Source organism: Streptomyces hygroscopicus subsp. hygroscopicus (assembly GCF_001553455.1).
In the GTDB taxonomy this organism is placed as follows: Bacteria; Actinomycetota; Actinomycetes; order Streptomycetales; family Streptomycetaceae; genus Streptomyces; species Streptomyces hygroscopicus.
Window position 1 is genome coordinate 1 of sequence record NZ_BBOX01000483.1, and the last position, 12,607, is coordinate 12,607.

Genomic DNA, 12,607 nt, shown 5'->3' on the forward strand with positions numbered 1-12,607 from the left:
ACGGCACGGCGGGCACGGACGGCACGGCGGGCACGGACGGCACGGCGGGCACGTCCGGCGCCGCGTCCTCCGTCAGCAGATTCCGGTACAGGGCGCTGCGCGCCCGCAGCTCCGCGTCCGTGCCCACGTCCACGACCCGGCCCCGCTCCATGACCGCTATGCGGTCGGCGAGGGCGAGGGTGGAGGGGCGGTGGGCGATCAGCAGGGTGGTACGGCCCGCCATGACGCCCCGGAGCGCCTCGTGGATCTCGTGCTCGACGCGTGCGTCCACCGCCGAGGTGGCGTCGTCCAGGATGAGCAGCCGGGGGTCGGTGAGGATCGCGCGGGCCAGGGCCAGCCGCTGGCGCTGGCCGCCGGAGAGGGTCAGCCCCTGCTCGCCGACCTCGGTGTCGTAGCCGTCCGGCAGCGCGGAGATGAAGCCGTCGGCCTGCGCGGCGCGGGCGGCGGCCCGGATCCGCTCCTCGGACGCGTCCGGCAGCCCGTACGCGAGGTTGGCGCGCACCGTGTCGGAGAAGAGGAAGCTGTCCTCCGGCACCAGCCCGATCGCCCCGCGCAGCGAGTCGTAGGTCAGCTCCCGCACATCGTGGCCCCCGATCCGCACCGCCCCCGACGACACGTCGTAGAAGCGCGGCAGCAGCATGGACAGCGTGGACTTGCCGCTTCCGGATGCGCCCACGACGGCCAGGGTCTCGCCCGGTTCGATCCGCAGGGACACCTCGGACAGCACCGGGCGCTCGGGGTCGTAACCGAAGCTCACCCGGTCGAACTCGACCGTCGCGGGGGCGTCCTCGGGAAGCTCCCGGGCGTCGGGGCGCTCGTGGATGACCGGCTCGGTGTCGATGAGTTCGAAGACCCGCTCGACCCCGGCCCGCGCCTGCTGCCCGATGGTCAGGACCATGGTGAGCATCCGCACCGGGCCCACGAGCTGGGCGAGGTACGTCGAGAAGGCCACGAAGGTGCCGAGGCTGATCTGACCGCGGGTGGCCATCCAGCCGCCGAGCGCCAGCATCGCGACCTGGCCGAGGGCGGGGACGGCCTGGAGGGCGGGGGTGTAGCGGGAGTTCAGCCGTACGGTGCGCAGCCGGGCGGCGAACAGCCGGCGGCCGGCCTCCCGCAGCTTGTCGGTCTCCTGCGCCTCCTGCCCGAACCCCTTGACCACCCGGACACCGGTCACGGCGCCGTCGACCACACCCGCGACGGCCGCCGCCTGCCCCTGGGCGTACCAGGTGGCGGGGAAGAGCCGGGTGCGGCTGCGCGAGGCGAGGATCCACAGGGCGGGGGCGACGGCGAGGGCGACGACGGTGAGCAGCGGCGACAGCACCGCCATCACCACGAGCGAGACCAGGAACAGCAGGATGTTGCCGATCAGCATCGGCACCATGAAGAGCAGGCCCTGGATCAGCTGGAGGTCACTGGTGCCCCGGCCGATGACCTGGCCAGTGGAGAGGTTGTCCTGCCGCCTGCCGTCGAGGCGGGTGATCGCCGCGTACATGTCGGTACGCAGCGCGTGCTGGACGTCGAGCGCGAGCCGTCCGCCGTAGAAGCGGCGGACGTAGGTGAGGACGTACACCACGAGCGCGGCGACGATCAGCAGCGTGGCCCAGGGGGCGAGCGACCGTTCGTGCCGGACGATCACATCGTCGATGATCAGCTTCGGCACCAGCGGGACGAGCGCCATGACGGCCATCCCGGCGAGCGAGGCACCCAGGGCGAGCAGCACATCGCCGCGGTACCGCCAGCAGTAGCGGAACAGCCGCCGGAGCCAGCCCTGACCCTTGTCCGCACCGCCGGTCTCGGCGCCGCCGGTCTCCGCCCCGCCGGCCTTGGCACCGCCGGTCTCGGCACCGCCAGCGCCGGTCTCGGCCCCACCGCCGTCCGTCCCGGCTGTTTCGCCCGCCGCGTCCGCCGCCGCGTCCGCCACCTGTGAACCTTCCGCCACCTGTGAACCTTCCGCCACCCGTGAACCTCCCGATCCGCACACTCTTCCGGAAGGCGGCAACACACTGAGGTGCGGATTTCATCCTTCCGCAACAAACGGACCGGGGTCCGGGCAGGTGACAGGGATCACCCGTGACGGGCAAGGGAAAGGAATCACCCGTGGCGGGCGGGGTGCAACCGATCACCATCGCGGGCGGGGTGAAACGGATCACCGTGGCGAAGACGACGGCCCACGGGTGCCGACCGCGCTCCGAGGCCCGGCGCAGCGCGCGGAATCGCCGAAAAGCGGACTGTTCAATACCGGACCGTTCATCAAACACTTATGCAGGCTGACTAGGGTCGCACCGGCGAAAATCCACCACCGCGCACGGAAGGGTGATGATCGCAATGGGATTCCCGCTCGACGACATCCCACCCGCGGAGCGGTTCGCCGCCTGGCGTGCCCTGTGCGAGCTGACTCCGATCCCGATGGAGCTGCGCAGCGACCACGAGCACGACTTCCGCGCGACCGTACGGGGCGGGGTGCCCCTCGGCGAGCTGACGCTGACCCACACCTCCGTCCCCTCGCTGCGGAACGAGCGGACCGCGGCCCACATCCGGCGCTCCGATCCGGAGCTCTACCACCTGCGGCTCACCCTGCGCGGGGAGACCGATGTGCGCCACGGGGACGCGGAGACCACGCTCGGCGCCCGGCAGTTCATGCTCACCTCCACCTCCGTGCCGTATCTGGCGGTGTGCGAGCGCGGCAGGGTCGACGGGATGACGCTCGCCGTCCGCCCCTCCCTGCTGCCGTTCCCGGCGGCCGACCTGCACCGGCTGCTCGGGCGGCGGCTGTCCGGCCAGTCCGGGATCGGGGGCATGCTCGCCGATTTCCTCACCCGGCTGCTCGCCGACTCCGACCGCTACCGCCCGGCCGACGCACCGCGCCTCGGCACCGTCGCCGTCGATCTGCTCCATGCGCTGCTCGCACACGAACTGGACGCCGGTGCCGAGGCACGCGCCGAGCGATGGCTCACCCCCGAGAGCCGTCGGCGCGCCCTGTTGCTGCGCGTCCAGGAGTTCGCCCGGCAGAACCTGCACCACCCGGGGCTCACCCCGGCGTCGATCGCCGCAACCCACCACATCTCGCTCCGGTACCTCTACCGCCTCTTCGAGGACCAGGGGCACACCGTCTCCGCGTGGATCCGCGCCCAGCGCCTGGAGCGCTGCCGCCGCGACCTCGCCGATCCCGCGCTGGGAGACACCCCCATCCACGCCATCGCCGCCCGCTGGGGTTTCCGCCACGCCGCGGACTTCAGCCGTGCCTTCCGCAGCGCGTATGGCGTCCCTCCGCGTGACTTCCGCCAGGTGGCACTGCGGACGAACAGGTGAGCGGGGCTCCCCCCGTGCCGCCCCTCTCACCCGTCCTGATCAGCATGGCCCCCTGGGCACGGGGATGTCGTTGGCCCGCCGTGCACAGTTGCTTGATCCTCCGTGCACGGACCGCGTCGTCGAGGCCGCCGGTGCGCCACCCGGCCCGTGTCACCGCCGGCCGGGTCGTCGTTCTGCGCTTGCCTGAACCGGCGTCCACCCGCGAGAACGGACGGGAGCGGCAACCGGGTCGGCGGGAATCGCGTCAGAACGCGGACCCGGGGCAGACGGGAACCGGGCCAGAACGCGGAGCCGAAACGGAACGCGCAACCAGTTCAGAACGCCGACGGGCGCACCAGCCCCGTCTCGTAGGCGAAGACCGCCGCCTGGGTCCGGTCACGCAGCTCCAGCTTGAACAGGATCCGGCTCACATGGGTCTTCACGGTCTGCTCGGCCACCACCAGCCGTTCAGCGATCTCCGCGTTCGACAGCCCCTGGGCGATCAGGGTGAGCACCTCGGTCTCGCGCTCCGTGAGGTTCCCCACGCGCTCCTTGTGCGGGGCGCGGCGCCCGGCCGTCACCCGGGAGAACTCGCCGATCAGGCGCTTGGTGATGTTGGGCGCCAGCAGCGCGTCACCGGCCGCCACCACCCGCACCGCCTGGGCCAGTTCGTCGGCCGAGGCGTCCTTCAGCAGAAACCCGGACGCGCCCGCGCGCAGCGCCTCGTAGACGTACTCGTCGAGGTCGAAGGTGGTGAGGACCAGGACCTTGACGGTGGCGCCGCCCGGTTCGGTGAGCCGGCGGGTGGCCTCGATACCGCCGACACCGGGCATCCGTATGTCCATCAGGACGACGTCGGGGGAGAGTTCGGCGACCTTGTCGACGGCGTCGGCACCGTCCACGGCCTGGCCGACGACCTCGATGTCCGGTTCGGCGTTGAGCAGCACGGAGAACCCCTGACGGACCATCACCTGGTCGTCGGCGATCAGCACGCGGATGGTCGTCGTCATACGGGGTCCTCGGCGGTCTCGGCCGCGGCGGTCTGGGTCGCGGCGGCGGGCGGGGCGGGGTCGTGCGCGGGCAGCACGGCGGTCACCTCGTAACCGCCGTCCGGCCTCGGGCCGGTGGTCAGCTCACCCCCTAGCATCGCAGCGCGTTCGCGCATCCCGAGCAACCCGTGCCCGGCACCCGGCGAGGGCGGGGCGGGCCGGTCCGGCGGGGTGTTGATGATCCGTACGGTGAGCCCGCGCCGCTGGTACCCCAGCTCCACCCGTGCCCCGGCCCCCGGCGCGTGCCGCATCACATTGCTCAGCGCCTCCTGCACGATGCGGAACGCCGACAGCTCGACGCCCGGCGGCAGCGGGCGCCGCTCGCCGGTGACCTCGATGAGGACCTCGATCCCGGTCCCCCGCACCGAGCCCACCAGCTCGTCCAGCCGGTCCAGGGTGGGCTGCGGGGCGTGCCGGGCGCCGTCGGCCAGTGCGTCCTCGGAACGCAGCACGCCCAGCACCCGGCGCAGTTCGGCCAGCGCCTCCACCGCGTTGTGGCGGATGCCCGCGAGGTTCTCCTTCAGCTCCTCCGAAGGGTTCTCGACCAGGTGCGGGGCGACCTGTGCCTGGATGGAGATCACCGACATGTGATGGGCCACCACGTCGTGCAGTTCGCGGGCGATCCGGTTGCGCTCCTCCAGCAGGGTGCGCCGGGCCCGTTCCTCCGCGGTCAGTTCCTCCTGCTCGACCAGCCGGGTCCTGGCCACCCGGCGGCCCCGCAGCGCGGCGCCGACCACGACGGCGATCACGAACCACAGGGCGCCCGTGTTGAGGACCGCGGTGTGGTAGGCCAGGTGGTCCTCGGTGTGGCGCCGCAGGCCGAGGAGCACATTGAGCCCCCCCGTCAGCAGGGTCAGCACCAGCGCCTCGATCACGATCCGCGGGCGGACCCGCAGCGCGAGGAGGAACAGCAGGAGGGTGTGCAGCGCCATCTGCCCGTCGTTCCAGGGCCAGTGCGCGGGATTCTCGCTGAACACCGCCGCCAGGAAGAGCACGGCGGTCGACAGCCACCAGGCGGCTATGGGCCGGGTCAGCGCGAGGAGGACGGCCACCGACTGGAGCAGCACGAACAGCATCGGGTCGGGCCCCGGCAGGCGCTCGACGCGGGGCCCGTCCAACTCGATCGCGTTGAGCTGGCCCATGAGCACGGCGCAGAGCACCACCAGCACATGGGGTGTCCAGGCCAGCCAGCGCATCCGCGGCAGCGGGTCGCGCGCCAGCGTGCACAGGTCCTCGCGCAGGATGCGCGGCACCGCCCGCAGCCCCGCCCTCAGCCGCCCCGGTGCCTTACTCGCCGTCATGCCCTCGACCCTAGACACTCCGCTCTTCCGCCTGCCGGGCCCCCCGCGGGGGCCACCCCTCGCCGGCGCCCCGGCCGCCGCGCCGGACGACCCGCCCGTCGGCCAGGCCGCCGCCCCGGCCGCCGCTCCTCCGCGGCCGTCCCGTCTCATAGGTGTGGAACGCCGCCCGGCAGATCACCAGCGCCCCCGCGAACACCGGCAGCCACAGCAGCCGCGCGAGCACCCAACCGGGGCCGTCGGGCACGGTGTGCAGTCCGGGCAGCGGTCCGGCCGCCCCCAAGGCGGTCTCGCTGACCGCCATCATCGCGGTCTGGTGCCACAGGAACACCGTCATCGCGGAGAGGTTCACCAGCGCTACCCCCGCCCAGACGACGGGCCGCGCCAGCGCCCGGCGCAGCGGGCCGCGCAGCAGCAGGGCCGCGCCGCACTGGGCCAGGCCGAAGGTGACGGCGGCCAGGGTGGGCGGGTTGAGGTTGGAGACCGGGGCGCCGGGCACCCCGACCATGGCCGCCGGATAGCCGCCGACCAGGACCAGCCCGGCGGTGACGACCGTGCCCCCGATCAGCAGCACCCACCCGGCCATCCGCCCGCGCAGCCGCCCCTGACCCCACACGGCGCCCAGGCAGTACGGGACCAGCCAGCCCGCCGCCAGGTTGACCCAGCCGAGCCAGTCCGGGCCGCCGAAGCCGAAGCGGACCAGGTCCACGTGGAGCACGACGGCGAGCGGCCACAGCGGATGCAGCCGGGCCACCAGCGGGGTCGCGGCCGTGAGCGCCGCGTACACCAGCAGGAACCACAGGGGGGACAGGACGAGCTTGAGCAGTGTGTGCAGGGTCAGCAGGCTCACCCCGGAGCCGAGCATCACCCCCGCCGCCACGGCCCACACGGTGAGCACGGCGGCGACGGGCCGGAACAGCCGGACCATCCGGGCCCGCAGCCACTGCCGGTAGCCGATGCCCAGGGCCTGGGCGCAGCCGTAACTCTTGGCCCCCATCTGCCCACCGACCAGGAAGAACAGCGCGAGGGTCTGGAACACCCAGGAGACCGGGGTGAGTTCGGGCTGGTACCGCAGCGGGCTGGCCGCGCGCAGGGTGCCGGTGTCGGCGACCAGGGCGGTCACCAGCCAGTGGCCGAGCACGACGCCGAGGATGGCGACGGCCCGCAGTCCGTCCACGGCGCGGTCGCGGTCGGGCGGGGTGGCGGCGTCGATCCGCCGGACGAGGGCACGCACCCGCGTGAGGCCGGGAATCCGGGCGGGGCGGCGCGTACGGTCGCGGTCACACATGACGGCCCTCCACGATCCGGCTCATGCTCGCCAGGGCGACGGACCCGGGCTTCAGATAGTCGCTGTGCCCGGCGTCCCCCGCGTCGAAGATCCGTGCGCCGAACCGCCGGGAGACCGGATCGGTACCGAAGCCGACGGTGGTGACCAGCAGCGGAACCCGCACATGCGGCACCCCGCCGATCCAGTCGCCCCGGCCCCGCCCGGCCCAGACGGTGGCCCGGGTGTGCAACTGCCCGGCGTCGTCGTACCCGGTGCCGGGGCTGCCGTACAGGACGATGTCCTCGGCCTCCAGCCCCCGCGCGGCCCGCGCGCAGACCACGGAACCGTAGGAGTGGCACAGCAGCGAGATCCGGGCCCGGGGCTTGGCCGCGTGCAACTCCCGTACGAACGCGTCCAGCCGGGGCGCCGCGCCGGCGGCCCGCCCCGTGGTCAGCACCTCGGGCCCCACGGTGCCCGGCGTCTTGTACCCGAGCCAGCTGACGACGGCGGCCTCCTCCCCCAGCCGCTGCCGCAGCGCGAGGGCCCCGTTCCGAAGCCGTGCGTACGTCTCCATGCCGGTGTCCGACCCCGGCACCAGCACCGCGATCCGCCGGGCGCGCCCCAGATCCCCGTACACCTCGACGGCACGTCCCCCGTCCCGCCCGTCGAAGGACAGGAAGTGCCGCCCCGGCTCCCGCATCTTCCGCAGGGCTGCCGCCCGCCGCCGGTCCCCGTGCCGGGCGGCCATCCGCTCGGCGGCCCGGATCCCCTCCCGGTTGACCGCGTACCGCTCCTGGAGCCCCCCGACGCTCACCGGCCCCAGCGCCACCGGCTTCGGCGCCGGCACCTCACCGGGACCGGCGGCCCCCACCAGGGGTACGACCACCGAGGCGGTGACGAGCGCCGCGAGCAGGGCGCGGCGAAGACGGGACGCCATGACTGTTCCTTCCGTACCAACGGGTTTCCTGCGTACGGAAGTTATGGGTCCGACCGTGTCGTCGGCGTCCCGCCGGGGAGTGCATCTGCCGGGTAGCTCTCAGGTATGACGGGTACGAGGATGCGCTCCGATGCGCCGTTGACGTACCGTCACACGCCGCGCGATGGTCATGCGGCCAAACCAACTCCAGTGCCGAGGACAGTTACATGACTGGTGATACCGCCTCACTGCGCCGCGCTCTCGCGGCAAAGATCGGCGGCGGTTCGCTGAAGGACCCCGCCTGGCGAGCCGCCGTCGGGTCCGTACCCCGGGAGCTCTTCCTCGGCGCGGGCCTCTTCCGCCCCCATGGGTCGCTGTGGGAACCGGTTCGTCGCGCCACGGTCGGAGAGGAGGAGTGGCACCGATTGGCCTACGCCGACACCACGTGGGTGACCCAGGTGGAGGGTGTTGACGCCACCGAGGCGGTCGGTCCGCTGACGGGCCGGCCGACATCCTCCTCGACGCTGCCCTCCCTCGTCGTCCGCACGCTTGAAGTGGCCGGCATCCACGACGGCGACAAGGTGTTGGAAATCGGTACCGGAACCGGTTACTCGACCGCGGTCATCTGCCACAGGCTGGGCGACGCCAACGTCACCTCCGTCGAGTACGACAGTCGTCTGGCGGAGAGCGCCGCGGCCAGCCTTCACACGGCCGGTTACGCCCCGACCCTGGTGACCGGCGATGGCCTGCACGGATACCGGGATGGCGCCGAGTACGACGCCGTGGTCGCCACCTGCGCGGTACGGCACATCCCCCGCTCCTGGCGCTGGCAGCTCCGCGACGGCGGATCACCGCACCCCTCGGCGGCTGGATGGTGGCGTCCGGCCTGATCCGCCTCACGCTGGGCGACGACGGCGTTGCCGAGGGCCGCTTCTCCGGGGACCGTGTCTCCTACATGCTGGCCCGCCCCGCCCGACGTTCTACCCGCTTCCTGGCGAAGCCAGGCGGTCCCGTGTCAACCCCGGCCTCCTGCAGGACTGGACAGCACACTTCGTCGCCCAGCTTGCAGCTCCCTCGGCAGAGCTGGGGATGTCGGGCGAGGAGGTGATCCTGGTCGACGTGGCGACCGGCTCCCAAGCGTGGACCGAGCCCGCGGGAGACGGCTGGTCGGTTCACCAGGACGGCCCGCTCCGCCTCTGGGAGGTTGAGGACGCGCTCGCGACGTGGCAGACCGTCGGCTCTCCGGACCAGACCGCCTTCGGAATGACGGTCACCGACGAGACGCAGCGGGTATGGCTCGGCGACCCGGCCGGTCCGAGTTGGAGGCTCCCGACCTGATTCCGGAGCGGTCAGGGGATGAGGTGGTCGAGGCCGCCCGCCCGCCTGGACGGCGGCGACGAAGGCGGAGAGGCGGTCACGCCTTGGATATTCGGCCCGCGAACGCGTCGAACTCCCCCGCCTTCGCGGCGGCGAGGAACATCGCGAAACGGCTCGGGTCGAGAGAGAGCACAGCTCGGGGATCATCACTCTCCCGCAGCAGGACCCCATCGGACCCGCGCGCCACTTCGACGCAGTCCGGCCCTTGGGCACCCGAGAAGCTCGACTTCCGCCACTGAATCGGAGTACTCATGACCACACCTCTCACAGTTCACGCGCGATGTGATGGATGAGCTGCCGCGATTCCTCCGTGCCGAGCGCCGCGCCCTCAGCCTTGTCAAGCAGCTCTCGAAACCTCTGAAGCTCGGCCTCGGCGTCCAGAAAGCGGCCTCCGACCACGCTGTCCACCTGAACCGTGTCCAATTGGGGAACCGCCGCGCCAGCGTACAAAATTGGATGAGTGGTCTCAACGAATTGCTCGTTGGTGAAGGGGACGACCCTCAAGGTGATCGATGGGCTGCCGGAGACTTCCATCAAACGCTCAAGCTGCTTACGGGCCACCTTCCGGCCCCCGAACCGCATGCGCAGCGCCGCCTCATGAATCGTCGCCGTCAGGCGGACCGGCTCCTCCCGCTCCAGAACCACCTGCCTCTTCATCCTGTGCTCAACACGCGTGTCGATCTCGTCCGCAGGCAGTGGTGGAGCGCCGCCCTGGAAGAGGACACGTGCGTAGTCCTCGGTCTGCAGCAGCCCCGGGATGACCATCGCCTGCATGGAGCGCAGGTACACCGCGTGGTGCTCCATCTCCGCCACATCCAGAAACCCGGGTGCAAGGATGCCGCGATACTCGTCCCACCAGAACTGCCCACGCCGTTCCTCGGCGATGGCGCACAGGGCGTCGACCAACGCGGTGTCCGCGCACGCGTAGAACGTGGCGAGACGGCGGATGCGCTCACCGCTCACGCCGATGCGCCCGGCTTCGATGTTGCTCACCCTGGCCTGGTCAACGCCCAGCAAGCCAGCGGTCTCGCGAGCAGTCCTGCCCGCGCGTTCACGCATCCTGCGTAACTCGGTGCCGAGGCGTACCTGTCGGGCCGTAGGGGTGTCCCTTGGCGGCATGGTTACGTCAGCCCTCCCTTGATTCGCCACCCACATGAGTGAGACGGCACGGTAAACGTTGTTACGGTGCAACCGTGGGTCGTACCGTCTGTGATCGTACCGCTACACAAACCACCCAGGTGCACTCCCAAGGGAGGACATCCATGTACGCACTCCACGACGAACCCGACCGCCGCTACACGATGCGCGCACCCAACATCCCCGAAACCGCCAAGGTCGCACGGGAGATGGTCTCGGGGCTGCTCTCGGCCACCGGGCATTGCTCCCTCATCGACCCCGCCCGCCTCCTCGTCTCCGAGCTGGTGTCGAACGTGCACCTGCACACCAAGGTGCCGCTCCTGATGCTGGAGGCCACGGTCCGCGCGGGCCAACTCCTCGTATCCGTACGGGACGAGGAACCCACCAGGATGCCCGACACGACAACGCGGCCTACCCCACACGCCGAACACGGCCGCGGCTTACTCCTGGTCCAGGCGTACGCGGACGCATGGGGCACCATCTGGCATGGCGGGCTGCACCCGCGCGGCAAGAGCGTGTGGTTCGAGCTGGCCGACCAGCCGCGATCACCCTCCGGTGGGTCCGGCGCCTGACCCATCGGACAGACAGGGTCCGGCGTGACGCCCGGCCACCGCAGCGATCGGGTCCGGCGTGACTCCCGGCCACCGGACAGACTAGGCCCCGGGGTGACGCCCGGTCGCCGGACCTCGGGAGAAAACCCATGGCTGACGTACCGCGCGTATGGCAATGTCCCTCGCCGTGGCAGACATCGACGGCATCACCATCACCCGGCTCTCCGAGCGCCCGGCGCCGATCGACCGCGTCTATGACATCGACGAGACGTGGCCCGCCTTCATCCCCCATGAGCTGGTCGGGAACGCCCTGCTGAACCAGGTGCCGGAGGACTTCCCCGAGATCGACGTGCTTCTTGGCGTCCAGCTCCGAACCCTTCATGGTCACCTCGACCAGCAGGGTTCCGCCGTCCTTCGACGTACGGGGCGGGGCGACCGCCAGGACCTCGGGCAGCCGCGCCATCCGGGCGGCGACATCCCGCGCGGCGGCGCCGGCCGCCGCCGTGTCCAGGGCGCCCGACCTGGCCGAGATCAGCACCTGTTCGGTGGGGCGGCGCTGCAGATGTCCTTCGGCGGCCATGGCCTCGGCACGGCCGGCCTCGCCGACCCGGTAGTCCTCGGTGGTCGCGCTGTGGGTGCCGACCGCGCTCCCGATGCCCAGGCACAGCACCACGAACACCAGCCATCCGACGATCGCGCGCCAGGGGTGCAGAGCGCTCCACCGAGCGGCGCGCACAGGTAGCTCTTTCATGCGGACCAGCCTTGTTGACCAGGCACGTGGTCCGACAGCATCATCCGGTGGGACCTGCCGTCCACCGGTCGGTGTACTCCCCCGGTGGGGATATCCCCCCTCCGGCCCCCGACCGCGCCGCATCAGGGGCCGGTCCGACCGATGAGTTCCGCGCGGCGCGGCGGTCTCCATTGCCGTAACCCCTGCGGTACACCCCTGCCGTGATTCCGGCACGAGGAACACGAGGAACCCGAGGAAGTGGAGCACGTCCCATGCGCATCGTGATCAGCACGTTCATCAGCCTGGACGGCGTCGTGCAGGCCCCCGGCGGCCCCGACGAGGACACGGACGGCGGTTTCGCCCACGGCGGCTGGTCGCACCCGTTCTTCGACCCCGAGGTGGTGGGCGGTGCCTTCAGCGACGCGATGAGCACAGCCGAGGCGCTGCTGTTCGGGCGGCGTACGTGGCGGACGATGGCCGCGGCGTGGCCCGAGCGGGCCGGTGATCCGTTCGCCGACCGGATGAACGCGATCCCCAAGTACGTGGTGTCCGACACCCTGGGCGACGATGAGCTGACGTGGCACAACACCACCCGTCTCCCCGGCGGTGAGGCCCTCGGCCGCATCCAGGGGCTGCGCGCGGCCGAGGGCGGCGATCTGCTGGTCATGGGCAGCCCCACCCTGGTGCGCACCCTGCTGAGCGAGGGCCTGGTCGACGAGTTGCGGCTGATGCTCATGCCGGTACTTCTCGGCGGCGGCAAGACGATCTTCCCCGAGGACGGTGCGCTCCGCCCGCTCGAGCTGGTCTCCGCCGTCACCAGCGAGAAGGGAGTACAGGTGTGCACCTACCGGCCGGCCGCCGGGGGGTGAGCCGGGGCAGCGGCCCGCGACGGGGCAGCGGTCCGCGACGGGACGGCGGCCCGCGACGGGACGGCGGCCGCGACCGGGCGGCGTCCGCTACGGGGCAGCATCCGCTACGGGGCAGCATCCGCGGC

General features: G+C 71.8%; 13 protein-coding genes. 6 read left to right on the top strand and 7 right to left on the bottom strand.

From position 1 onward, the window contains the following. Positions 1–1,753: ABC transporter ATP-binding protein (locus AXW62_RS36745; RefSeq protein WP_252368869.1), on the bottom strand; the 1,753-nt coding region annotated here is incomplete at its 3' end. Between the two features lie 563 nt (positions 1,754–2,316). Between AXW62_RS36745 and AXW62_RS36750 the strand changes: the two genes are divergently transcribed. Continuing rightward, positions 2,317–3,309 carry a helix-turn-helix domain-containing protein gene (locus tag AXW62_RS36750; protein WP_060948222.1) on the top strand — a complete coding sequence of 331 codons (993 nt, stop codon included), beginning with the start codon at positions 2,317–2,319 and terminating at the stop codon, positions 3,307–3,309. Between the two features lie 314 nt (positions 3,310–3,623). Here the strand turns inward: AXW62_RS36750 and AXW62_RS36755 are convergent, their stop codons facing one another. Genes AXW62_RS36755 through AXW62_RS36770 form a run of 4 tightly spaced genes read right to left on the bottom strand, consistent with a single transcriptional unit; the run spans position 3,624 to position 7,839 of the window. Continuing rightward, positions 3,624–4,298, bottom strand: coding sequence for a response regulator (locus AXW62_RS36755; RefSeq protein ID WP_060948223.1), 675 nt, complete (start codon positions 4,296–4,298; stop codon positions 3,624–3,626). After that, positions 4,295–5,638: a sensor histidine kinase gene (locus AXW62_RS36760; protein ID WP_060948224.1), complete on the bottom strand. Its 1,344-nt coding sequence runs from the start codon at positions 5,636–5,638 to the stop codon at positions 4,295–4,297. Before AXW62_RS36760 ends, AXW62_RS36755 begins: the two co-directional genes overlap by 4 nt. 10 nt (positions 5,639–5,648) lie before the next feature. Beyond that, positions 5,649–6,923, bottom strand: coding sequence for an acyltransferase family protein (locus AXW62_RS36765; protein ID WP_060948225.1), 1,275 nt, complete (start codon positions 6,921–6,923; stop codon positions 5,649–5,651). Continuing rightward, positions 6,916–7,839, bottom strand: coding sequence for an alpha/beta hydrolase (locus AXW62_RS36770; protein ID WP_060948226.1), 924 nt, complete (start codon positions 7,837–7,839; stop codon positions 6,916–6,918). Before AXW62_RS36770 ends, AXW62_RS36765 begins: the two co-directional genes overlap by 8 nt. A gap of 206 nt (positions 7,840–8,045) precedes the next feature. Between AXW62_RS36770 and AXW62_RS47335 the strand changes: the two genes are divergently transcribed. Together AXW62_RS47335 and AXW62_RS47340 are read left to right on the top strand one after the other, a co-directional pair. Continuing rightward, positions 8,046–8,708: a methyltransferase domain-containing protein gene (locus AXW62_RS47335; protein WP_370682965.1), complete on the top strand. Its 663-nt coding sequence runs from the start codon at positions 8,046–8,048 to the stop codon at positions 8,706–8,708. A gap of 199 nt (positions 8,709–8,907) precedes the next feature. Then, positions 8,908–9,156 carry a hypothetical protein gene (locus tag AXW62_RS47340; protein WP_370682966.1) on the top strand — a complete coding sequence of 83 codons (249 nt, stop codon included), beginning with the start codon at positions 8,908–8,910 and terminating at the stop codon, positions 9,154–9,156. Between the two features lie 76 nt (positions 9,157–9,232). Here the strand turns inward: AXW62_RS47340 and AXW62_RS36780 are convergent, their stop codons facing one another. Next, the gene (locus tag AXW62_RS36780; RefSeq protein ID WP_060948227.1) at positions 9,233–9,448 is read right to left on the bottom strand and encodes a DUF397 domain-containing protein; all 216 of its coding nucleotides are present in this window, start codon (positions 9,446–9,448) and stop codon (positions 9,233–9,235) included. A gap of 11 nt (positions 9,449–9,459) precedes the next feature. Continuing rightward, positions 9,460–10,314 carry a helix-turn-helix domain-containing protein gene (locus AXW62_RS36785; RefSeq protein ID WP_060948228.1) on the bottom strand — a complete coding sequence of 285 codons (855 nt, stop codon included), beginning with the start codon at positions 10,312–10,314 and terminating at the stop codon, positions 9,460–9,462. A 143-nt stretch (positions 10,315–10,457) separates the two neighbouring features. Between AXW62_RS36785 and AXW62_RS43575 the strand changes: the two genes are divergently transcribed. The 3 genes from AXW62_RS43575 (at position 10,458) to AXW62_RS36800 (ending at position 12,482) form a co-directional block, all read left to right on the top strand. Further along, positions 10,458–10,904 carry an ATP-binding protein gene (locus AXW62_RS43575; RefSeq protein WP_060948229.1) on the top strand — a complete coding sequence of 149 codons (447 nt, stop codon included), beginning with the start codon at positions 10,458–10,460 and terminating at the stop codon, positions 10,902–10,904. Positions 10,905–11,070: 166 nt separating this feature from the next. Next, entirely contained in the window at positions 11,071–11,625 is a 555-nt protein-coding gene (locus AXW62_RS47345) for a hypothetical protein (RefSeq protein WP_159061038.1), read from the top strand. Between the two features lie 260 nt (positions 11,626–11,885). Next, the gene (locus tag AXW62_RS36800; protein ID WP_060948231.1) at positions 11,886–12,482 is read left to right on the top strand and encodes a dihydrofolate reductase family protein; all 597 of its coding nucleotides are present in this window, start codon (positions 11,886–11,888) and stop codon (positions 12,480–12,482) included. The last annotated feature ends 125 nt before the right edge of the window (positions 12,483–12,607 follow it).

What these genes read in the sequence shown, in the direction of transcription:
- AXW62_RS36785 (WP_060948228.1), bottom strand. Translation starts at nt 10,314, where the DNA reads ATGCCGCCAAGGGACACCCCTACGGCCCGACAGGTACGCCTCGGCACC.
- AXW62_RS36770 (WP_060948226.1), bottom strand. Translation starts at nt 7,839, where the DNA reads ATGGCGTCCCGTCTTCGCCGCGCCCTGCTCGCGGCGCTCGTCACCGCC.
- AXW62_RS36800 (WP_060948231.1), top strand. Translation starts at nt 11,886, where the DNA reads ATGCGCATCGTGATCAGCACGTTCATCAGCCTGGACGGCGTCGTGCAG.
- AXW62_RS36750 (WP_060948222.1), top strand. Translation starts at nt 2,317, where the DNA reads ATGATCGCAATGGGATTCCCGCTCGACGACATCCCACCCGCGGAGCGG.
- AXW62_RS36760 (WP_060948224.1), bottom strand. Translation starts at nt 5,638, where the DNA reads ATGACGGCGAGTAAGGCACCGGGGCGGCTGAGGGCGGGGCTGCGGGCG.
- AXW62_RS36765 (WP_060948225.1), bottom strand. Translation starts at nt 6,923, where the DNA reads ATGTGTGACCGCGACCGTACGCGCCGCCCCGCCCGGATTCCCGGCCTC.
- AXW62_RS36755 (WP_060948223.1), bottom strand. Translation starts at nt 4,298, where the DNA reads ATGACGACGACCATCCGCGTGCTGATCGCCGACGACCAGGTGATGGTC.
- AXW62_RS43575 (WP_060948229.1), top strand. Translation starts at nt 10,458, where the DNA reads ATGTACGCACTCCACGACGAACCCGACCGCCGCTACACGATGCGCGCA.
- AXW62_RS47335 (WP_370682965.1), top strand. Translation starts at nt 8,046, where the DNA reads ATGACTGGTGATACCGCCTCACTGCGCCGCGCTCTCGCGGCAAAGATC.
- AXW62_RS36780 (WP_060948227.1), bottom strand. Translation starts at nt 9,448, where the DNA reads ATGAGTACTCCGATTCAGTGGCGGAAGTCGAGCTTCTCGGGTGCCCAA.
- AXW62_RS47340 (WP_370682966.1), top strand. Translation starts at nt 8,908, where the DNA reads ATGTCGGGCGAGGAGGTGATCCTGGTCGACGTGGCGACCGGCTCCCAA.